Annotated in this window: 16 protein-coding genes and 1 pseudogene; 3 read left to right on the forward strand and 14 right to left on the reverse strand. The window is 69.1% G+C overall.

Annotation, left to right across the window (positions count from 1 at the left end):
* Window positions 1–28: 28 nt before the first annotated feature.
* Both ACWIF2_RS22690 and ACWIF2_RS22695 read right to left on the reverse strand, forming a co-directional pair.
* Window positions 29–1,072: an ABC transporter permease gene (locus tag ACWIF2_RS22690; RefSeq protein ID WP_454362447.1), complete on the reverse strand. Its 1,044-nt coding sequence runs from the start codon at window positions 1,070–1,072 to the stop codon at window positions 29–31.
* Window positions 1,065–2,252, reverse strand: a pseudogene (locus ACWIF2_RS22695) (sugar ABC transporter ATP-binding protein); the annotation flags it as partial. The pseudogene ACWIF2_RS22695 and the gene ACWIF2_RS22690, both read right to left, overlap by 8 nt.
* Window positions 2,253–2,586: 334 nt before the next feature.
* On the opposite strand from ACWIF2_RS22695, the gene ACWIF2_RS22700 reads away from it, so the two are divergent.
* Together ACWIF2_RS22700 and ACWIF2_RS22705 are read left to right on the forward strand one after the other, a co-directional pair.
* Entirely contained in the window at window positions 2,587–4,818 is a 2,232-nt protein-coding gene (locus ACWIF2_RS22700; protein ID WP_454362448.1) for an alpha-L-fucosidase, read from the forward strand.
* 533 nt (window positions 4,819–5,351) lie between these two features.
* Window positions 5,352–5,513, forward strand: a complete 162-nt coding sequence (locus tag ACWIF2_RS22705) for a hypothetical protein (protein WP_454362449.1) — start codon at window positions 5,352–5,354, stop codon at window positions 5,511–5,513.
* A gap of 133 nt (window positions 5,514–5,646) precedes the next feature.
* On the opposite strand, the gene ACWIF2_RS22710 is transcribed toward ACWIF2_RS22705, so the two are convergent.
* From ACWIF2_RS22710 to solA, 12 genes are all read right to left on the reverse strand, one after another.
* Window positions 5,647–6,930 (reverse strand): NAD(P)/FAD-dependent oxidoreductase, encoded by a 1,284-nt coding sequence (locus ACWIF2_RS22710; protein ID WP_454362450.1) that lies wholly within the window; start codon window positions 6,928–6,930, stop codon window positions 5,647–5,649.
* Between the two features lie 51 nt (window positions 6,931–6,981).
* Window positions 6,982–7,647 (reverse strand): haloacid dehalogenase type II, encoded by a 666-nt coding sequence (locus ACWIF2_RS22715; RefSeq protein WP_454362451.1) that lies wholly within the window; start codon window positions 7,645–7,647, stop codon window positions 6,982–6,984.
* A 45-nt stretch (window positions 7,648–7,692) separates the two neighbouring features.
* A complete protein-coding gene (locus ACWIF2_RS22720; RefSeq protein ID WP_454362452.1) occupies window positions 7,693–8,637 on the reverse strand; it encodes an aldo/keto reductase in 945 nt (314 codons plus the stop codon).
* Window positions 8,634–10,094 carry an aldehyde dehydrogenase family protein gene (locus tag ACWIF2_RS22725; RefSeq protein WP_454362453.1) on the reverse strand — a complete coding sequence of 487 codons (1,461 nt, stop codon included), beginning with the start codon at window positions 10,092–10,094 and terminating at the stop codon, window positions 8,634–8,636. Before ACWIF2_RS22725 ends, ACWIF2_RS22720 begins: the two co-directional genes overlap by 4 nt.
* Window positions 10,091–11,044: a succinylglutamate desuccinylase/aspartoacylase family protein gene (locus ACWIF2_RS22730; RefSeq protein ID WP_454362454.1), complete on the reverse strand. Its 954-nt coding sequence runs from the start codon at window positions 11,042–11,044 to the stop codon at window positions 10,091–10,093. The genes ACWIF2_RS22725 and ACWIF2_RS22730 overlap by 4 nt, the downstream gene beginning before the upstream one ends.
* A 23-nt stretch (window positions 11,045–11,067) precedes the next feature.
* Window positions 11,068–12,456, reverse strand: coding sequence for an aminotransferase class III-fold pyridoxal phosphate-dependent enzyme (locus tag ACWIF2_RS22735; RefSeq protein WP_454362455.1), 1,389 nt, complete (start codon window positions 12,454–12,456; stop codon window positions 11,068–11,070).
* Window positions 12,453–13,319 (reverse strand): ABC transporter permease, encoded by an 867-nt coding sequence (locus ACWIF2_RS22740; protein ID WP_454362456.1) that lies wholly within the window; start codon window positions 13,317–13,319, stop codon window positions 12,453–12,455. Before ACWIF2_RS22740 ends, ACWIF2_RS22735 begins: the two co-directional genes overlap by 4 nt.
* Entirely contained in the window at window positions 13,316–14,209 is an 894-nt protein-coding gene (locus ACWIF2_RS22745; protein ID WP_454362457.1) for an ABC transporter permease, read from the reverse strand. Before ACWIF2_RS22745 ends, ACWIF2_RS22740 begins: the two co-directional genes overlap by 4 nt.
* 3 nt (window positions 14,210–14,212) lie before the next feature.
* Complete coding sequence (locus tag ACWIF2_RS22750) at window positions 14,213–15,352, reverse strand: ABC transporter ATP-binding protein (protein WP_454362458.1); 1,140 nt, start codon at window positions 15,350–15,352, stop codon at window positions 14,213–14,215.
* Window positions 15,345–16,451 carry an ABC transporter substrate-binding protein gene (locus ACWIF2_RS22755; protein WP_454362459.1) on the reverse strand — a complete coding sequence of 369 codons (1,107 nt, stop codon included), beginning with the start codon at window positions 16,449–16,451 and terminating at the stop codon, window positions 15,345–15,347. The genes ACWIF2_RS22750 and ACWIF2_RS22755 overlap by 8 nt, the downstream gene beginning before the upstream one ends.
* 81 nt (window positions 16,452–16,532) lie before the next feature.
* Window positions 16,533–17,600 carry a succinylglutamate desuccinylase/aspartoacylase family protein gene (locus ACWIF2_RS22760; protein WP_454362460.1) on the reverse strand — a complete coding sequence of 356 codons (1,068 nt, stop codon included), beginning with the start codon at window positions 17,598–17,600 and terminating at the stop codon, window positions 16,533–16,535.
* Complete coding sequence (gene solA, locus ACWIF2_RS22765; RefSeq protein ID WP_454362461.1) at window positions 17,597–18,736, reverse strand: N-methyl-L-tryptophan oxidase; 1,140 nt, start codon at window positions 18,734–18,736, stop codon at window positions 17,597–17,599. Before solA ends, ACWIF2_RS22760 begins: the two co-directional genes overlap by 4 nt.
* Window positions 18,737–19,019: 283 nt before the next feature.
* Between solA and ACWIF2_RS22770 the strand changes: the two genes are divergently transcribed.
* On the forward strand, window positions 19,020–19,766 hold the full coding sequence (locus ACWIF2_RS22770) for an IclR family transcriptional regulator (protein WP_454362463.1): 747 nt from the start codon (window positions 19,020–19,022) through the stop codon (window positions 19,764–19,766).
* The last annotated feature ends 86 nt before the right edge of the window (window positions 19,767–19,852 follow it).

Below are 19,852 nucleotides of genomic sequence, written 5' to 3' on the forward strand. Positions count from 1 at the left end.
GTCGGGCGGCCGGCGACGGCCGCCCGGGTCACTCCTGGACCTTGCCGCCGGTGATCCGGGAGATGGCGAGGGCGACCAGGATGATCAGGCCGTTGAGGGCGCCGATCCACTGGGCGGGGACACCGCCGAGCGTGAGCACGTTCTGGATCATGAACAGCAGCAGGATGCCGCAGAACGCGCCGAACATGGTGCCCTTGCCGCCGTTGAGGCTGATCCCGCCGATGACGGCGGCGGCGAAGACGGTGAAGATATACCCGTTGCCCTGGGCCGAGGCCACCGAGGCCAGGCGTCCGGACAGCATCAGTCCGGCGAGGGCGGCGAGCACGCTGCCGGTGACGATGACGATCCACAGCACCCGGTCGGTGCGGATGCCGCCCGCTTTCGCGGCGTCGACGTTGCCGCCGATGGCGTACAGCGAACGGCCGAAGCCGGTCCAGCCGAGCACCACGATCGCGACGGCGAACAGGGCCAGGCAGACCCAGATCGAGGCGGGCATCCCGAACCACTGTGCGGTGCCGAGGTAGAGCATCGACTCGGGCAGCTGGAAGAAGGTCTGACCGCCGGAGATACCGGTGAGGACACCGCGCAGCACGATCAGCATGCCGAGGGTGACGATGAAGCCGTTGAGGCCGAAGCGGATGATCAGCAGGGAGTTGATCACGCCGACGAGCGCGCCCACGGCGAGGGTGACGGGGATGGCCCACGCGCCGGAGAGCAGTCCGAGTCCGTGGCCCGCGCCGACCGGGACCACCAGCCAGGCCGCGACGCCGGGCGCGAGGCCCATGGTGGACTCCAGCGACAGGTCCATCTTTTTGACGATCAGGACCATCGTCTGGGCGAGGACCAGCAGAGCCATCTCGGACATGGTCTGCAGGACGTTGATGAGGTTGTCGGCCTGCAGGAAGACCGGGTTGACGATCTGTCCGACGATCGCGATGACCACGATGGCCGGGACGAGCGCGAGGTCGCGCAGGCGGGCCAGGGGTATCCGGCCGCCGAGCAGAGCGGTCCGCTTGGAGCCTGCCGCTTCCATCTCGAGGGCGGGCGTGTCCGCGAGGACGGTTTCAGGCATCGAGGTCCACTCCTTCCATCGCGGCCACGAGGTCGTGGTCGTGCCAGCCGCGGCCGATCTCTGAGGTCACACGGCCCTGGAACATCACCAGGACCCGGTCGCACATGCGCAGGTCGTCGAGTACGTCGGAGGCGATGAGCACACCGGTACCGGTCCGCGCGGTCTCCTCGACCTTGCCGAGGAGGAACTCCTTGGAACGCACGTCCACGCCCGCGGTCGGGTTGATCAGGACCAGCAGCCGGGGGTCGTCGGCCAGGGCCCGCGCCATGACGACCTTCTGCCGGTTGCCTCCGGACAAGGCGGAGACGGGCAGTTCGGGACCGGGAGTCTTGATCGCCAGGTGCTCGATCATGCCCTCGGCAAGCCGGTCCCGGCGGCCACGGCTCAGGAACCCGCCCTGGCCCAGCCGCTTGGGCACCGACAGGGTGGCGTTGTCCGCGATCGACATGTCGGGAACGAAGCCCTGGTGGTGCCGGTCCTGGGGGACGAACCCGGCGCCGGCGGCAAGCGCCGCGGGCACACTGCCGGGCCGGGGCCGCCTGCCGGCGATCTCCACCTCGCCCGCCGTTGCCGCCCGCAGCCCCACGACGGTCTCGGCGACCTCGGTCCGCCCGCTGCCGGCGGCCCCCGCGAGGCCGACGATCTCCCCGGCGCCCACCTGGAAGCTGACATCGCCGTAGGTGGCGCCACTGTCCAGCGCGCGCACGGACAGCGCGGGCGTGACGGTGGTGTCGTGGGAACTCGACCGCTCCTGCAGCCGGTCGATCGCCGCCTCGCCGGTCATCGCCGCGACCAGCTCGGTGCGGGGCAGTTCCGCTACCGGGGCGGTCACGATGTGCCGGGCATCCCGGAACACCGTCACCATGTCGCAGATCTCGTAGACCTCCTGCAGATGGTGGCTGATGAACAGGAAGGTCACGCCCTGGCGCTGCAGGTCGCGGATCCGGTCGAAGGGGCGGTTGATGGCCGCCCCGTCGAGCTGGGCGGTCGGCTCGTCGAGGATGATGAACCGGGCACCGAAGGACAGCGCCCGCGCGATCTCCACGAACTGCCGCTGCTCCACGCTCAGATCACCGGCCGGGGTCTGCGGATCGACGTCCACCGACCACGTCGACAGCAACTCCTGCGCCCGCCGGCGCACACCCTGCCAGCTGATCAGGCGGCTGCGGCCGCGGTCATGCCCCTCAGCTCACCGGGCACCCAGCGACGAGAGGTGACGCACCTACGGACGAGATCCATCCCATCAATCCTCGCCGCCGGATAGGCGCAATCGGCCATGAGCGCCTGACAGACATGCCATGTTTGGCCAGTTGCAAATCGCAATAAACAGGTCAGAAAGGGGGCGAACTACCTGACGGTCCGGTTCTTTTCATCCCTGCACGCCGGTTGACATCCCACGGAGACATGGCGGACCTTCATGCGTAACAAGCGGCGCCTCCGCCTCATGCACGCAGCCACGCCGACTCGTGTCCCCCTGCGTTCCCCTTGTCCCCTTCCGCATCAGGGATGTCTCCATGTCGAGTTCGTTCAACAGACGCCACTTCCTGGCCGGTGCCACCTGCGTAGCCGCGGCGGCCGTTGCCGGAGGTGTGTTCGGCGCCGGCATCGCCCGGGCGGCGCCCAGCACCTACACACCGGACTGGAACTCCGTCGACCAGCACCCGCCGGCCCCGGAGTGGTTCCAGGACGCCAAGTTCGGCGTCTACTTCCACTGGGGCGTCTTCAGCGTCCCCGCCTATGGCAACGAGTGGTACCCCCGGAACATGTACGAGGCAGGCAACAACGCCAACCAGCACCACATCGCGACCTACGGCCAGCCGTCGGCATGGCCGTACCACAACTTCATCAACGGCGCTCAGGACCTGGCGGGCAACACCGTGAAGTTCGCGCCGAAACTGAAGTCGGCCGGCGGGAAGTTCGACCCCGACGAGTGGGTGCAGCTGTTCGTCGACGCCGGCGCCCGGTTCGCCGGCCCGGTCGCCGAGCACCATGACGGCTTCTCCATGTGGGACAGCCAGGTCAACGAGTGGAACTCGGTCAAGAAGGGCCCGGGCCTCGACCTGCTGAAGCTCTTCTCCACGGCCGTCCGCGCCAAGGGCCTCAAGCTGCTGGTGGCCATGCACCACGCGTACAACTTCACCGGCTTCTACGAACACGCCCCCGCCCAAACGGACCCGAGCCTCAAGAAGCTCTACGGACAGCTGGGGTCGGCCCCGGAGAACCAGCTCTGGTTCGACAAGCTCAAGGAGGTCGTCGACCGCGCCCAGCCCGACATCCTGTGGCAGGATTTCAACCTGGACGCCGTCAACGAACAACAGCGCCTCAACTTCCTCGCGTACTACTACAACCAGGCCAACAGCTGGGGCCGTGAGGTCGTCGCCACGTACAAGGACGGCATGAACGGCAAGGGCGAGGTCTTCGACTACGAGCGCGGCGGTCCGAGTGACCTGACCTCCCCGTACTGGCTCACCGACGACAGCATCTCCAGCAGCAGCTGGTGCTACACCCAGGGCATCGGTTACTACACCATCCAGCAGATGCTGCACTCGTTCATCGACCGGGTCAGCAAGAACGGCAACGTGCTGCTGAACATCGCGCCGATGGCCGACGGCACCATCCCCCAGGCACAGAAGGACATCCTGCTCGGCATCGGGGACCACCTGAAGCGCTTCGGCGAGTCGGTGTACGCGACCCGCGCATGGACCGCGTACGGCGAGGGCCCGACGAAGATGGGAGGCGGCTCGTTCACCACCCCGCACGCCGGCACGCCGCAGGACATCCGCTTCACCCGCAACAAGGCGAACACCGTCCTGTACGCCACTGTCCTGGGCTGGCCGGGCAGCTCGCTGACGATCAAGACCCTCGGTTCCGACCGGATCAACCTCTCGTCGCTGTCCTCGGTGAAGCTCCTCGGCACCACCGCCGGCACCTACATCGACCTGCCCGCACCGACCCAGAACTCCTCCGGCCTCACGGTCACTCTGCCCTCCTCGGCGCCGTACAGTGCGAACGCCTACGTCCTGAAGCTGGCCTTCACCGGCACGATCCCGGCGCTGCGGCCGCTCGCGGGAGCCGTCGCCTTCACGGACGTCAACTACACCGGCAACGCAGGCGTGTTCGCCGTCGGCGACTACACCGCGGCCGACCTGACCGCGGCCGGACTGGGCGCACGCACGCTCTCCTCCCTGCGGCCGGCCCCCGGTTACCAGGTGATCGGCTACTCCGGAGACGGCTTCACCGGCACCTCTTGGACCTTCACCGCCGAGAACCCCGACCTCAGGAACACTGGCAACAACGACCAGATCACCTCGTTGAGGGTCCAGTTCAACCCGGCGACGTACTTCCGGGTCACCAACGCAACCAACGGACTTGCCCTGGACAGCGGCGGCAACGTGGCCTCCGGGGCGAACCTCAAGCAGTGGACGTGGAACGGCAGTTCCAACCTGCAGTGGCAGGCGGAGGCGGTCGGTGGCGGCTACTACCGGCTGGTCAACCGCACGAACGGCATGGTGGCCGACGGCTGGGGCGCCACCTCCGACGGCTCTCCGGCCCGACAGGCTCCCTGGAACGGCGGCACCAACCAGCAGTGGAAGATCGTCCACCGAGGCGGCGACCGCTACTCGATCGCCAACCGCACCACCGGCTTGGTCCTCGACGGGGGCGGCACCGTCGACTCGGGCTCCGTCACCAAGCAGTGGACGTACGGCAGCAGCACCAACCTGCTGTGGACCTTCACGGCCCTCTGATCCTTGTTCCCCGGCCCCCCGCCGCCGCCCGGATTCCGTTCCGAGTCGACCGGGCGGCGGTGGGTCACCAGGGCGGTGAGCCACCACTGCACTCCCCCACCACAACGCGGCGCCGACCTGCCCGGCAGCCTGAGCGTCACCACGCGCGCCACCGTCACAGGCGGCTCCGGCTACCTCAACCTGCGGCACCTGCCCCGCGGGGCAGGGCGCCTTCGGCTACGAGGGCGTCACACGTGGCGTCGCCTCGGACACCGGCGCCACGGTCACCGTCAACGGCTCCACGATCGCCCGCTCCGTCCCGCGTAGGCCGCATACCGTTGCTGGAGGCCGCGGAACGAATCGTGGACGCTGCCCTGCCAGGAGGCACCTCCGCAGAAACGGATTCGGATGGACGCCGCCGGCCTGATCCCCGCCATGGTGCGCTCCGACGCCTTCCCCAACCTTTCACGGAGGACAGGCATCCCCTCCTCGGCTGGCTGGACGAGAACAGCAGGGTCTACTGCGCCACCGGATTCTCCGGGAAGGGCTTCAAGATGGCCACCGGCTACGGCCACATCGCCGCACACGAGGCGCTCGGCAAGCAGACCATCGACGGCCCGGACTTCATGCGTCCGGACCGGTTCGAGCTCACGGTGCGGATCAGAAGGCCGGCGCGGCCTGTTCCGGCTTCGATTCCTGAGCGGGCTCCTCCCTGACGCGCGAGGCCTCGATGATCGGCGTCACGGTCAGACCGGGCGCTACGACGATGCCTTCTTTCGGGAGGCATGGTGGGGCCCTTCCGCGCCGCGCGCGGAAGGCCCCCGCGGTGTCACCGGTGTCGGTACCTGCTCAGAGCAGGCGGTCCTTCGCCTTGTAATAGGCACCGCCGAACGGCAGGAACCAGGGTGTGCCGTTGTAGAAGGGGACGGGCACCTTCGGGAAGCCGAAGCCGCGCAACGGGTTGGCCTCCGGCTTGCCGTCCATCATCTCGGCGACCGCGCGGCCCATGTAGGTGGCCATCTGGACGCCATGGCCGCAGTAACCCATGGAGTAGTACAGGCCGTTGACCTCGCCCGCGTGCGGAACACGGTCCCAGGAGAAGCCGACCATCCCGCCCCACACGTAGTCGATGCGCACCCCCGCCAGCTGCGGGAAGATCTCGGTCATCTCCCGCTTGAGGATGTCACCGCTCTTGACGTCGGAGGCCGGGTTGGAAGGTGCGAAGCGGGCCCGGCCGCCGAAGGCGAGGCGGTTGTCCGGGGTGAGGCGGACGTAGTGGCCGACGTTCTTGTGGGCGACCAGCAGGCGGCCGTTCGGGATGAGTTCCTTTGCGCGTGCCTCCCCCAGCGGCTCGGTGACGATGATGAAGCTGCCGACGTTGATCAGCCGCTTGCGGAACCACGGCATCGACTTGTCGGTGTAGGCGTCCGTCGCCGCCATGACCTGCTTGGCGCGGATGGTGCCGTGCATGGTCTCCACCACGAAGTTGCCGCCGGGGAGCCGGGTGAGGCCGGTTGCGGCGTTGCGCTCGTGGATCTCGGCGCCGGCACGCTCGGCTGCGTCCGCCAGACCTCCGACGAACTTGCCCACGTGCAGGCCCGCACTGAGCGGGTCGAGCAGGGCGCCGTGGTAGTAGTCCGTGCCGAGCTCGGCCCGCAGCTCGCTCTTGCTCAGGACGATCGTCTCGTGGCCGAAGTTGTCGGCCAGGTCGCGCTGCTTGGCCCGCAGCCCATCGAAGTGCCCGGGCTTGCAGACCGCGCCGAGGCGCCCGGAGCGGTTGAAGTCGCAGTCGATGTTCTCGGTGACCGTGAGATCCTCCACGACGTCGACCGCCTCGCGGAAGGCGTCGTAGAGCTCACGGGCCCGCTCCTGCCCGTAGCGCTTGCGCGCCTCGGCAGGGCTGATGGTGATGCCCTGGGTGCACATGCTGCCGTTGCGCCCGGAGGCGCCCGAGCCGACCTTGTCCTTCTCGACGAGGACGACCCGGGCGCCCTTGCGGGCGGCGTGGTAGGCGGTCGACAGGCCGGTGAGTCCGCCGCCGATCACCACCACGTCCGCCTCTTCGGGCAGGTCTTTGCCGGATCGGTCGGGCAGGGCAGGAGCTGTGTCCAGCCAGTAGGGGATCTGCTTCATGGCGTGCGTCCTGTCGTGTTTCTCGGTCCTGTATCGCCGGTGCGCAGTGGGTCAGCAGCCGAGGAGCTTCGGCAGGCCCGACAGGTCGGGCAGCTCGTCGTAGGGCTGGTAGTCGGCGCTGCCCTTGCGGCCGTAGCGGTTGATCCACACCCGGCGCTTCAGGCCGAGGTCGCGCGTCGGGATGTGGTCGTACTCCCAGCCCTGGGCGACGTGGATGACCTGCGACGCCTCAACACCCATGGTCCGGTGGGCGTGCTTGAAGGCCTGCCGGTCCGGCTTGTAGGCGCCGGCCTGCTGGGCGGTGATGACGTAGTCGAACTCGACGCCGATGTTCTCGACGTTCCGCGCGATCAGGTTGTCGTCGGTGTTGGAGATGATGGCGATCTCGTACTTGGTCTTCAGCTTCCGCAGGGCGTCCGGGACCTCCGGGAAGGGGCCGAAGGTGGGGACGGCGTCCACGAGGGTATCGCCGTCGGAGTCGCGGTACTCCAGGCCGTGCAGGCGCATGGCGTTGCGCAAGCTGGAGTGCAGGATCTCGTGGTAGGGGCGGTAGGCCTCAAGGACGGCCTGGAAGCGCATGACGCGGAAGTCGTCGAGGAACTCGTCGACGTCGAGGTTGTCCAGATCGAGCCGGTCCTCCAGGACCTTCAGGGTCGTGGGGCCGAGCTCGAAGTTGATCAGGGTCGCATAGGCGTCGAAGGTGACGATCGCTCGCATGGTGTCCAGCCTTGGTCTCTAGCGGTTTTCACAGGGGGTGGGGCTTCAGACGACGCGTTCGCCGGGGGCGACGATCGCGTCGAGTGCGGCCAGGTCGGCCGGGCTCGGTATCCAGTCGGCCGCCGCGGCGTTGGCGGCGACCTGTTCGGGGGTCATGGCTCCGCAGATGACGGAGCCGACGGCGGGCAGGGCTGCCAGTGCGCCGACCGCGACCTGGAGGAGGGCCACACCGCGTGCCGCGCCGTACTCGGTGAGCGCCTCGACCTTGTCGAGGGCCTCGTCGGTGAGCCAGCCCTGGCGCCAGGACAGCCTGCTGCCGGGCGGGGGCTCCTCGCCGCGCCGGTACTTGCCGCTCAGCAGGCCGTTGGCCAGCGGGTAGTACGGCAGCAGAGCTACGCCGTGTCGCAGACAGGACGGGACCACGTCCTGCTCCACGCCCCGGTCGAGCAGGTGGTACCGGTTCTGGGTGGACACGAACGCGTCCGTGAGCTGCTCGGCCGGGAGATTGGAGCAGCCGATGTACCGGATCTTGCCCTCGTGGACCAGCTCCTGGAGCGCGGCGAGCGTCTCCTCCAGCGGCGTGACGCCGTCCGGTTCGTGGTACTGGTACACGTCGATCCGGTCGGTGCCGAGCCGGCGCAGGGATGCCTCCACCGCGTACCGCAGGTAGGCGCGGGATCCACGCGGACCGTACAGGTCGGCGTCCCGGCTCATCTCCATGCCGAACTTGGTGGCCAGCACCACGTGGTCACGGCTGCCCTTGAGCGCGGCGCCCAGGAGCCGTTCACCGTCGCCGCGGGAACCGCCGCCGCCCCGTCCGCCGGACCCGCCGTACATGTCGGCGGTGTCGAACAGGGTGATCCCGGCGTCGAGCGCGGCGTGGACGACGGCCTTTGTGCCGTCCTCGTCGAGGCGGGCGCCGAAGTTGTTGCCGCCCACGCCGACCACCGAGACGGCCGGTCCGCGCTCTCCGAGCGAGCGGTACCTCATGACCGGTTCCCGAACCCGATGCAGACGTTCTTGGTCTGCAGGTAGCTGGCCAGGCCTTCGAGGCCCTTCTCCCGGCCCCAGCCGCTGTGCTTGTAGCCGCCGAAGGGCAGCTCGACGCCGGTGCCGACGCCGGTGGCGTTGACATAGACCTGGCCGGCCCGGATGCCCTCGGCCAGGCGCATCGCCTTGTCGATGTCGCGAGTCCACACATATGAGGCCAGGCCGTACGGGCTGTCGTTGGCGATCTCCAGTGCCTCGTCCGCGTCGTCGAACTCGATGACCGTGACGACGGGGCCGAAGATCTCCTCGCGGGCACAACGGGCCTGGTTGTCCAGCCCGGTGAGGACGGTGGGCTGGACGTAGTAGCCGTCGGCCAGTTCGGGATCGGCGGGGGCGCCTCCGCCGGCCCGCGCCACGGCGCCCTCCTCGCGGGCCAGTTCCAGGTAGCCGAGGACCCGGTCCCGCTGCCGTGCGGCGACGAGGGGGCCGACGTCCGGGTCGCTGAGACCGGGACCGATGCTGAGGGAGGCGGCGTGCGCGACGAGCTTGTCGAGGAACTCCTCGGCGCCGCGCTGGAGGAGCAGCCGGGTGCCGGCGGAGCAGGTCTGCCCTGCGTTGCCGAACGCGGAGGCCGCGACGGCGCCGAGCGCCGCGTCGAAGTCGGCGTCGGCGAAGACGACGACCGGGGACTTGCCGCCCAGTTCCGTGACCGAGGGGACCACGTTGGCGGCGGCCGCCTGGGCGACCTTGATGCCGGTCGGCACCGAGCCGGTGAAGGTGACCTGGTCGATGTCCGGGTGGCCGGCGAGGGCCGCGCCGGTCTCACCGTCACCGGGGACGACGTTCAGCACGCCCGGCGGGAGACCGCACTCCAGGGCGATCCTGCTGATCTCCAGCGGGGTCAGCGGCGCCTCGGGGGACGGCTTGAGCACCACCGTGCAGCCGGCGGCCAGGGCCGGGGCAGAGCCCCGCGCGGTGTTCTGCAGGGGGTAGTTGAACGGGATGATGTGGCCGGAGACGCCGATCGGCTCACGGACGGTGTAGTCGAGCAGGCCGGGCCCAAGCGGGACCGTCGAGCCGGCGAGCTTGTCTGCGACGCCCGCGTAGAACTCGAAGTAGCGGGCGGCCGCTTCGACATCCGCCCTCGCCTGGCGCAGCGGCTTGCCGACGTCCTGGCTCTCCAGACGGGCCAGACGTTCGCCCTCGTAGCGGATGGCCTCCGCGATCCGGTACAGGATGCGCCCCCGGTCGGCGGCCCGCATCCCGGTCCATTCGGGAGCCGTGAAGGCCGCGCGTGCGGCGGCCACCGCCTGGTCCACGTCCGCCTTGCCGGCCAGCGCCACCTTGGCGATGGCCGTGCCGTTCGACGGGTCGAGGACGGTGAAGGATCGTCCGTCGGCGGCGGGGACCTGCTTGCCGTCGATCAGCAGCAGCGTCAGCTGCAGTTCGTCGCTCATGGCTGGATCTCTCCCAGCACCTCGCCGAAGATGACGACCTCGTCGCCGGGGCGGACCGTGCGGATCCGGCGGACCCAGAGCACGATGCCGTCCTGCGGCGCGGTGACCTCTTCCAGCCTGTTGCCGTAGTGGTCGGTGATGGTGGCGATCAGGTCGCCTTCCTTGCAGGTCTCCCCCGGCTCGGCGCGGGCGACGAAGAAGCCGCCGGAGGCGGAGCGGGCGAACGTGCCGGAGACCGTCGTGTAGGTGTCCCGCAGCTTTGCCTCGCCGTCGGTCATGCCGAGGCTGCGCAGGATGTTGCGGATCGAGTTCATGTGATGCGCGACGTTGGTCTCGCGGTAGGTCGCGCCGCCGCACTCGATGGTGACGGCGGGCTTGCCGGCCTCGAGGACGGGATGGCGGACCGTGCCACCCCACTTGCCCCCCTTCCAGACCAGCTCGTGCCCGGCGGCCAGCGCCAGGTCCGTCGCCAGGTTCTCGTAGCCGCCCTGGAGGATGACCAGAGGAGCGATCTCGCCGTAGGCGCCACCCGTGTGCAGGTCGACCACGGCGTCGACGGCCGGCACGACCTGCTCGACGAAGGTGGCGGCCAGCCGCTGTGAGTACGAGCCCTCGGCGTCGCCCGGGAAGATCCGGTTGAGGTTGAGGTGGTCGATGCCGCTGGCGCGGGCGGCCGCCTCGAAGGCCGGCGTGTTCAGGCAGGGGATACCGACGACGGTGCCGCGCAGCGTGGCCGGGTCGATCTCGGCGAGCACACGGCGGATGGCCTCCTGGCCGTCGTACTCGTCGCCGTGCACGCCCGCGTCCACACACAGGACCGGGCCGTCCTGGACGCCGTTGACGACGATCAGCGGAATGCCGAGCTCCACGCCGTAGCTGCTGGTGCCGACGGGGATGAGGCCGTGGGCACGCTCGCCGGGGGCGACGGTCAGCGGACCGATGGAGTACATGTGGTTCCTTCCCAATACGTGGATCAGATGCGGGACGACGCCTCGGCGAGGGTGCCGGCGATGATCGCGGCGATACGGTCGAGGACGGCACGGTCGCTGATCAGCGGGGGCGCGATCTGGACCAGCGGCGCGGAGCGGTTGTAGACGCGGGCCAGCAGGCCGGCCTCGCGCAGCCGACGCGGGATCAGATCGCCGATCAGCTCAGTCCGGGCCTTGGCGCTGAAGGCGCCGTCGTCGAGGTCGCCGACGAGTTCGCAGGAGTAGAAGAACCCGGTGCCGCGGACGTCGCCGACGATCGGCAGGTCCTTGAGGGCCGCCATGCGCTCGGCCAGGTCGCCCTGGAGACCGCGGACGTTGTCGAGGATGCGGTCGCGTTCCATGATCTCAAGGTTGCGCAGGGCGATGGCCGTGCTCAGCGGGTGCCCGGCGAAGGTGTAGCCGTGGTTGAGGACCGCGCCGGGCCGGTTGATGACCTCCGTGACCTTGGTGCCGACCAGGGTCGCGCCCAGGGGGGCGTATCCGGCGGTGATGCCCTTGGCGACGGTGACCATGTCCGGGCGGGCGCCGTAGCGGTCCCCGCCGAACCACTCGCCGATCCGGCCGAAGGCCGTGATGACCTCGTCGGCGACGAGCAGGAAGCCGTACCGGTCGGCCAGCGCCCGCAACCCCTGCCAGTAACCCTGGGGCGGGGTGATGCAGCCGCCCCGGTTCTGCACCGGCTCGGCGATGAGCATCGCGACGGTCTCGGGGCCCTCGGTCAGGATCGCGGCCTCCAACTCCGCGAGCAGCCATGCCGTGTACACCTCGTCGTCCGCGAACTCCGGTGCGAGGCCGTGGCGATTGGTGTTCGACACGAACCGGGTGTCGATCGCCGGCGGGCCGTACGGCTCTGTCAGGCCAGGGTCGTCGTTGAACGACAGAGTGCCGATGGTCAGGCCGTGGTAGGCGCCGCGCCGGGCGATCGCCTTGGTGCGGCCCGGTTCGCCGCGCAGGGTGTGGTAGCGGCGGGCTATCTTCCAGGCGGTCTCGACGGCTTCGGCGCCGCCGCTCGAGAAGAAGGTGTGCTCGAGGTCGACGGGGGCGATCCGGGACAGTCGCTCGGCGAGTTCGATGGCCGAGGGGTGTGCGGACCCTGTCCACAGCGGGCTGTAGCACAGTTCGCGCAGTTGCCGTTCGGCTGCCTCGGCGAACTCGCCGCCGTAGGAGTAACCGAGCTGGCAGCAGTACAGCCCCGACAGGCCGTCGATGTAGCGCCTGCCGTCGGATTCCTCGACGTACGGACCTTCGCCTCGCTGGACGACGAGGAGGTCTTCGCCCTCGTCGCCGAGCGATCCGTTGGCGGTCATGTGCAGCAGCAGGTGCCGCTGAGCGGTGGCCGCGGTCAGCTGAGCGGCGGCGGTGGTGGTGGTCATGCGGCTTCGCCTCCGGGGTTGGCGACGCCGACGGTGTTTTCGACGGAGAGCAGGGCTTCCTGGCGTCCGGAGCCGAGCCAGCGCACCAGGGCGACCAGGCCGAGGGCGAGGATGGCGAAGGCGATGAGGATGGCGCTGACGGCGGTGACGCTGGGGTCGATCTCGAAGGTGAGGGAGTTGTAGACCTGGACGGGGAGGGTGACGGTGTCGACGGAGGAGAGGAACTGGGAGATGTAGAACTCGTCGAAGCTGGTGATGAAGGAGAAGATCGCGGCGGCGATCATGCCGGGGGCGGCGAGGGGGAAGGTGATGCGCCGGGCGATGGTGAGGCGGCCGGCGCCCATGCTGGCGGCGGCGTCTTCGAGGCGTTCGTCGATGCCGCGCAGGGTCGCGATGAGGATGAGTACGGCGATGGGTGAGGCCAGCACGGTGTGGCCCAGCGCGATGGCGATGGGGCTGCCCAGCATGGCGGCGGGTTCGAAGAGCAGGAACAGCCCGAGTGCGGTGACGATCTGGGGGATGACCAGCGGCCCGAGGACCAGGGCGAAGACCGCCGAGCGCAGGGGGAGTTCGCTGCGGACCAGGGCCGTCGCCGCGGTCACCCCGATGATCAGGGAGAACACGGTGCTCAGGGCGGCGATCAGGGCGCTCAGCGACAGTGCGGCGGGCCATTTGCTGCCGTCGGCGAACAGGGCCTTGTACCAGTTCAGCGTCCACGTCTCCGGGGGGAAGGAGGCGAAGGCGTTGTTGCTGAAGGAGGTGACCAGGATGACGACGATCGGCAGCGCCAGGAACAGCAGGATCACGGTGGCCACGGCCGTCAGGGCGATGCGTCCGGTGAGGGACTTGCGCAGTTCCATCATGTCGCGCTCCTCTTCTTCCGGGCGCCGAGCGAGGTGACGACCTTGACCAGCAGCAGTCCGGCCAGGGTCAGCACCAGCAGGATCACGCCCTGCGCGGCGGCACCGTTCCACTGGTTTTCCTTGGTGACCTGCTGGTTGATGAGGGTGGCGATCATCGTCTGGTTCGGGCCGCCCATCAGGGCCGGGGTGATGTAGTAGCCCAGCGAGAGGATGAAGCTGAGCAGTCCGGCACTGGCCAGGCCGGGGGCGACCAGCGGCAGGTAGACGCGGCGGAAGATGGTCACCTTGCCCGCGCCCATGCTGGAGGCGGCCGCCAGCAGCCGGCGGTCCACCCCGCGCATCACCCCGTACAGCAGCAGCACCGTGTACGGCAGCATCATCGAGGTGGTGCCGATCACGACACCGAGTTCGTTGTAGAGCAGCTGGAACGGTGCGCCGGGCACCGACATGGCGGTCAGGGTCTCGTTCACCAGGCCCTTGTCACCCAGCATGATGATCCACCCGTAGGTACGCACCAGGGCACTGACGAAGTGCGGCACGACCACGACCAGCATCGCCAGCCCCGCGAGAACGGGCTTGAGCCGGCAGATCGCCTGGGCCAGGACGAAGCCGAACACGAGACTGAGGACCGCTGTCTCGGCGGAGATACGCAGCGTGGTGAACAGCACCGACAGATTCACACCCGTCAGCGCGTCGGCGTACCAGTGCAGCGTGAACGAGCCGTCCGCGTCCTTCAGGCTCAGCAGCAGCGTGGAGAAGATCGGGTAGACGAACAGCACCAGCAGGTAGACGACGACCGGCAGGGCATAGAGGATCCCGACCCGGGTCCGGCGCGAAGCCAGCAGTTTGCGGGGGCGTGCGGGAGCCCCCGCGGTGAGGGTGGCGGCCATGACTCACCCCGCCTGTTCGCCGGCGAAGAGGTTGACGTCCTCGGGATCCGCGCAGATGCCGACCCGCTCGCCTGCGACCGGCCCGCGGCCGGCCGGGACCTCCAGGCGCAGCAGCGGCGCGGCCTTGCCGTCGATCCGCACACCCGCGCGGACCAGCGTGCCGACGTAGGTGGCGGTCTCGACCGTGCCGGTACAGAACCCATCGTCGGCGGCACAGGCCCGCAGCCGGCCCGGCTGCACAGCCACCTTCACCTCGGTACCCGTCGCGACGTCGTGGCGGCGGGCCTTGAGCAGGCCGCCGGAGTTGTCCAGGCGGACCAAGGTGTGCTCGCCGTCGTGCTGCTCGATACGGCCGGGAAGGAAGTTCGCCGCGCCCAGGAAGTCCGCGACAAACGGCGTCCTGGGCCGCTCGAACAACTCCCTGGGGGTGTCGAACTGCTCGATCAGACCATTGCGCATCACCGCGATCCGGTCCGACATCACCAGCGCCTCTTCCTGATCATGCGTCACATAGATGACGGTCAGGCCGAGTTCCTGCTGGATGGTCTTGATCTCCACCTGGAGCTGATCGCGCAGCTTCTTGTCCAGGGCGCCCAGCGGCTCGTCCATCAGGATGACCGGCGGACGGTAGACCAGCGCCCGGCACAGCGCGACACGCTGCTGCTGACCACCGGACAGCTCACGCGGCTTACGGCCGCCGAACCCGGACAGACCGGCGATCTCCAGGGTCTCCCCGACCCGTCGGCGGATCTCGTCCTTCGGCACACCACGCAGGGTGAGCGGGAAGGCGACGTTCTCCCGCACGGTCATATGCGGGAAGAGCAGGTACTGCTGGAAGACGAAGCCGAGGTTGCGCTTCTGCGGCGCGAGGCGGGTGACGTCGCGGCCGCCGACGGTGATGGTGCCGGAGTCCGGTTCACAGAACCCGGCGATCATCATCAACGTCGTCGTCTTGCCCGACCCCGACGAGCCGAGGAAGGTGACGAACTCCCCCGCCGCGATCTCCATCGACGCCTCGTCGACGGCGACCACATCGCCGTAGGTCTTGCGCAACGCCACTATCGACAGCGCCTTACCGGTCGCCGTGGCCGGCTTGCCGTCCGCCACCTTCACCGACGGTGCCGCGATACCGAATTCAGCCACGAGCCCACTCCAACCAGCGCTTGGTGACGGCCGACTCGTTCTTCAGCCACCAGTCGACATCCGCGTCGAAACCCTTGTCGTAATACCTCGGCGCACCCGCCAGCGCGTTGCGCTCATCCTCCGTGAGCCTCGCGTAAGCCACCGGGGACGACGGGTTCGACGGGAACGCCTTCGCCAGGGCGGCCTGGCTCTCCGCCCGCAGCGAGAAGTCCATCAACTGGTAGGCGTTGTCCACGTTCGCCGCACCCTTGGCGATGGCATAGCCCTGGAACTGGCGGCGCATACCGTTGAGCTGCCGCTCCACCGGGACACCCTGCTTCTGCAGGTCAGCGAGCCGGCCGTCCCAGACGGTGGACATCGTCACTTCCTGGCGGCTGAGCAGCACACCGGGCAGCGGGCCGCTGTCCCAGAACTTCTTGATGTCACCCCGCAGCCGCGTCAGCACCTTGAAGGCACGGTCCACATCCAGCGGATACAGCTTGTCCATCGGCACGCCGTCGGCCAGCAGCGCGAACTCCAGCTCCGGCAGGTCACCGTCCGGGTTGCACATCGAACGGCCGCCCTGGAACGCCTTGATGTCCCAGAAATCCGCCCACGACTCCGGCCTCTTGCCCCCGAACGCATCCGTCCGGTACGCCATACAGGCGCCGTAGAAGCTGCTGCCGACTGCGTGGTCGGTGATCTGGGCCTCGGGGATCTTCGCGCTCTTCACGCTCTTGACCCGGTCGAGGTCCAGCTTCTCCAACGCGTCCTGCTGGACGTACTTGGTGTGCGACATCATCGAGTTGTTGATCAGGTCGCACTGCGGGCGGCCCTGCTTGATCTGCGCCAGCAACGGAGCATCATCCAGGTTCAGCACCTTCACCTGGATACCGGTCTCCTGCGTGAACGGCGTGTAGATCGCCTTCTGCAGCGCCGCACCGTAGGAACCGCCACTGTCACGGACGACCACCGTCTTACTGCCCCTACCGCCGCTGTTGGCAGCGGACCGGCTGGTACCGGTACCGCAGCCGGAGAGGGCGGTCGCGGCGGCGACACCCGCAGTGACCCCGCCTATTCCTCGCAGGAACAGTCTGCGGTCTATTCGGGCATCTTTCATCGTGTGCCTCCTGGGTGGTGCCGGCCGTGGGAAAGGGAACGGCTGGGGACGTGGAAAGGGGGGTAGCTGGGATGGCGGGGTCTAGGGGCGGGGATCCGCCTCGTCTGATCCGGTGCCCAGACCGGGGGGCCGGAGGGTGCCGGCCGACGCGGCCGTGTCCGGGTCCCACGGGATGGCGAGGGCGGCGAGCTCGGCACCGGTGGCGACGGTGAGGCCGTGCATGCCGTAGAAGATCCGTCCGTCGGCCGGGGCGTGGACGGTGTGCTCCGTGCCGTCGGTCGGGTCGACGATGCGGCCGAGGAGGTCGCCCTCGGCGACTTCGCCGATGACGTCGGCGTCGAAGGAGAACTCCGGGAACCACAGGCCGGTGGCCTCGGCGGTGACGCCGGCGGACCAGACCCACTCGCGGATCGGTGCCGGAGTGGAACCGTCCTGGTCGAGCACGCCCAGATGGCGAAGTGCCCTCAGCAGGCCGTCGACACGGCGGAGGGCGGTGGCCTCGTCCCGTCGGCCGAGCTCGCCCACCTCTACGAGGACCGCTGAGATGTTCCGGCGGGCTGCGGCCGCGTGGCTGTTGCCGCCCTCGGGCGTCAACCCCAGGATGACGTCCTGGATGCCGAAGGAGCCTGCCAGTTCGGCCGTCACCTTGTCCAGGTCCGGGTCACCGGTGAGGCGGTAGCCGACGAAGTCCCGCAGGACCTGATCGATGCCGCCGCAGTGCAGGTCGATGTAGACGTCGGCGCCGTCGACCAGGTTCGCGAAGAGCCAGGCGGCCAGTCGCTCGGTGGGACCCCCGGCCGGGTCGCCGGGGAAGACACGGTTGAGGTTCACGCCGTCGACCGGGGAGACGTTGAGCCGGCCCTGGTAGACGGCGGGCGGGTTGGCGACCGGACAGATGATCACCTGCCCGCTCACCTCACCGGGCTCCAGCAGGTCAGCCAGGCGCACGGCGGCTTCGATGGGCGTGAACTCGCCGCCGTGCACACCGGCGGTGATGACGACCCGGGGACCCGGGCGGGTTCCGTTGACCAGGGTCACCGGGATGTCCGTGGTAAGGGTGCCGAGATCGGCCTGGACGGTGCCGCGCGCCTTGGTGCCGGGCAGGGCCCGAAGGGAGTCGACGCGGAGGGTGGCGTCCTGCATGGTCATGCCTCCGTACGGCCGACGGTGGACAGGAAGTCGATGGGCTGGGACGAGGCGCAGTCCAGCGCGAGGTCTGCGGCGATGTCACCGAAGGCGGGCGAAAGTTTGAAGCCGTGGCCGGAGAATCCAGCGAGGAGGATGACGTTCTCGGCGCCGGGCAGGGGGCCGACCAGGGGGCGGCTGCTCTCGGTGTAGCCCTCCATGTAGACGGAGAGGCGGGTGGGGTCCGGGTGCAGGTCGGGCAGGTATCGCCCGATCAGCTCGGAGAAGATCTCCAGCTCGTCCGGGCGCACCGTGCGGTCCAACTGGTTGGGGTCGTCGGCGAGCCGGTGCAGCGCGCGGGACAGTCCGAGCTTGACCGAGATGCCGTCCGGGGAGGGCAGGCCGTAGCAGTGGGTGGGAGCCGTGCGGATGAACGCCGGGCGCTCCTCGCCGAACCAGGCGTCGGGGGCGGTGGGTACGTACCAGGCGCTGACGAGGCGGCGGACTTCCACCTCCCAGGGCAGGTCGGGCAGCAGGTCGTTGACCCAGGGGCCGGGCGTGACGACGGCGGTGTCGAAGCGCTCGCTGCCGGAGTCGGTGCGGATCTCCACGCCGCCGGCGACAGGGACGATCTCGCGGACCGTGCTGTAGCGGTGGATCACGGCGCCCAGCTGCTCGGCGCGGCGGGCGGCGGTCTGGATCGTCAGCTCCGGGCGGATGAACCCGGCGCGGCGGTCGAGGACGGCCGCGTCGCCGTCCTCGATGCGGTACTGCGGGAAGCGCTTGGCGAGCGTCTCGGCGTCCAGTACCTCGTGGTCGAGGTCGTGCTCGGCGATGGACTCGAGGACGGTGGCCATCTGCTGCTGCTCGGTCGGCCCCATGAGCAGGCATCCGGTCAGGCGGCGCAGCTCGCGACCGGTCTCCTGCTGGAGCTGTTCCCAGAGGGCGTCCGCGTGCTTGAGGAGCGGAACGTAACGGGAGTCCTCGAAGTGCGCGCTGCGGAAGATCCGGGACTCGCCGCCGGCGGCACTGCGGTCGTGGCCGGGTGCGTAGCGGTCGTACCCGACGACGTCGGCGCCGCGGGCCGCCAGGCGCCAGGCGGACTGGCTGCCCATCGTTCCGACGCCGATCACCGCGACGCGCTTCCTGGCAGCTGACACAGGACTTTCCTTTCGTATCGCCGAGGCGCATGCTGAGCCATCGGCGTGAGGCTGTTCGATTCGAGATGGTTTGGGCGGGAGCCAGGTCCTTCCTGTGGACCTTCGGCTCATGACCGCCACGTCTCGCAGTCCGGCTCACTTCGGCGGGATCCCTTGAAGCGCCGTGCCACTATGTGGAATGCTGTGCTAGAATCTGGCACAGAGAATGACAGTGGGCTCAGAGGGGAGTCAAGAGGATGTCGAGCAGAATTTTTCGGAATTAACAGGGGGAAACCGGATGGAAATGAAGAGCGTCACCAGGTCGCTGCGGGTCCTGGAGGCGGTCGCCCAGCATCAGCCCGTGACCGTGGGGGAGTTGACGAAGATCTTCGGGCTGCCGAAGTCCACCCTGCAGCGCACCCTGGTCACACTGGCGGAGGCCGGCTGGCTGCGCGCCAACCGCAAGGACACCACCCGCTGGGAGATCGGCGCCCGCGTCCTGGCCGTACGCCCGGCCGCCCTGCAGGGTTCCAGCCTGTTCGCAGCCGCACGTGAACCCATGGTCCGGCTCCGCGACGCGGTGAACGAGACCATCCACCTGTCGGTACCGGACGCTCTGCAGTGCATGGTCGTGGTGGACCGCGTCGACTGCGATCAGGCGGTACGCACCTTCCACACGATCGGCGACACCTCTCCCCTGCACGCCACCGCCGTCGGACGCGCAGTCCTCGCCCACCTTCCGAGGCGTGACGTCGACGAACTCATCACGGCAGGACTGGAGCGGTTCAGCGACACGACCCCCGTCGAGTCCGACGAGCTGCGCGCCGACCTGGACCGGATCCGCACCGACGGCTACGCGGTCAACCGCAACCAGTACCGGCCGGGTGTCTGCGCTGTCGCCGCCGCCGTGCTCGACGAGGAAGGCAGCCCGCTGGCAGCCGTGGCCGTCTCCATGCCCGAGGCGCGGTACGACGGTGAGCGGACGCCGAAGTGGGGCCGGCTCGTTGCCGACACCGCCGCGGAGATCTCACAGCGTCGCCTGGGCGCCTGAGCGGCAGACGGCCCGCAGGCCGTCGACCGAGGGCCGGCTCACACCCGTAGCGTGCCAACCCGCCCACAGCCTCGCGTCAGGGCAAC

Source organism: Streptomyces sp. NPDC055506, assembly GCF_053643595.1.

Bases quoted from the DNA above. Each gene is read 5' to 3' on its own strand.
- ACWIF2_RS22740 (WP_454362456.1), bottom strand. From the start codon at position 13,319: ATGATGGAACTGCGCAAGTCCCTCACCGGACGCATCGCCCTGACGGCC.
- ACWIF2_RS22705 (WP_454362449.1), top strand. From the start codon at position 5,352: ATGGCCACCGGCTACGGCCACATCGCCGCACACGAGGCGCTCGGCAAG.
- ACWIF2_RS22700 (WP_454362448.1), top strand. From the start codon at position 2,587: ATGTCGAGTTCGTTCAACAGACGCCACTTCCTGGCCGGTGCCACCTGC.
- ACWIF2_RS22710 (WP_454362450.1), bottom strand. From the start codon at position 6,930: ATGAAGCAGATCCCCTACTGGCTGGACACAGCTCCTGCCCTGCCCGAC.
- ACWIF2_RS22735 (WP_454362455.1), bottom strand. From the start codon at position 12,456: ATGACCACCACCACCGCCGCCGCTCAGCTGACCGCGGCCACCGCTCAG.
- ACWIF2_RS22730 (WP_454362454.1), bottom strand. From the start codon at position 11,044: ATGTACTCCATCGGTCCGCTGACCGTCGCCCCCGGCGAGCGTGCCCAC.
- ACWIF2_RS22760 (WP_454362460.1), bottom strand. From the start codon at position 17,600: ATGACCATGCAGGACGCCACCCTCCGCGTCGACTCCCTTCGGGCCCTG.
- ACWIF2_RS22770 (WP_454362463.1), top strand. From the start codon at position 19,020: ATGAAGAGCGTCACCAGGTCGCTGCGGGTCCTGGAGGCGGTCGCCCAG.
- ACWIF2_RS22745 (WP_454362457.1), bottom strand. From the start codon at position 14,209: ATGGCCGCCACCCTCACCGCGGGGGCTCCCGCACGCCCCCGCAAACTG.
- ACWIF2_RS22720 (WP_454362452.1), bottom strand. From the start codon at position 8,637: ATGAGGTACCGCTCGCTCGGAGAGCGCGGACCGGCCGTCTCGGTGGTC.
- ACWIF2_RS22755 (WP_454362459.1), bottom strand. From the start codon at position 16,451: ATGAAAGATGCCCGAATAGACCGCAGACTGTTCCTGCGAGGAATAGGC.
- ACWIF2_RS22715 (WP_454362451.1), bottom strand. From the start codon at position 7,647: ATGCGAGCGATCGTCACCTTCGACGCCTATGCGACCCTGATCAACTTC.
- ACWIF2_RS22725 (WP_454362453.1), bottom strand. From the start codon at position 10,094: ATGAGCGACGAACTGCAGCTGACGCTGCTGCTGATCGACGGCAAGCAG.
- ACWIF2_RS22690 (WP_454362447.1), bottom strand. From the start codon at position 1,072: ATGCCTGAAACCGTCCTCGCGGACACGCCCGCCCTCGAGATGGAAGCG.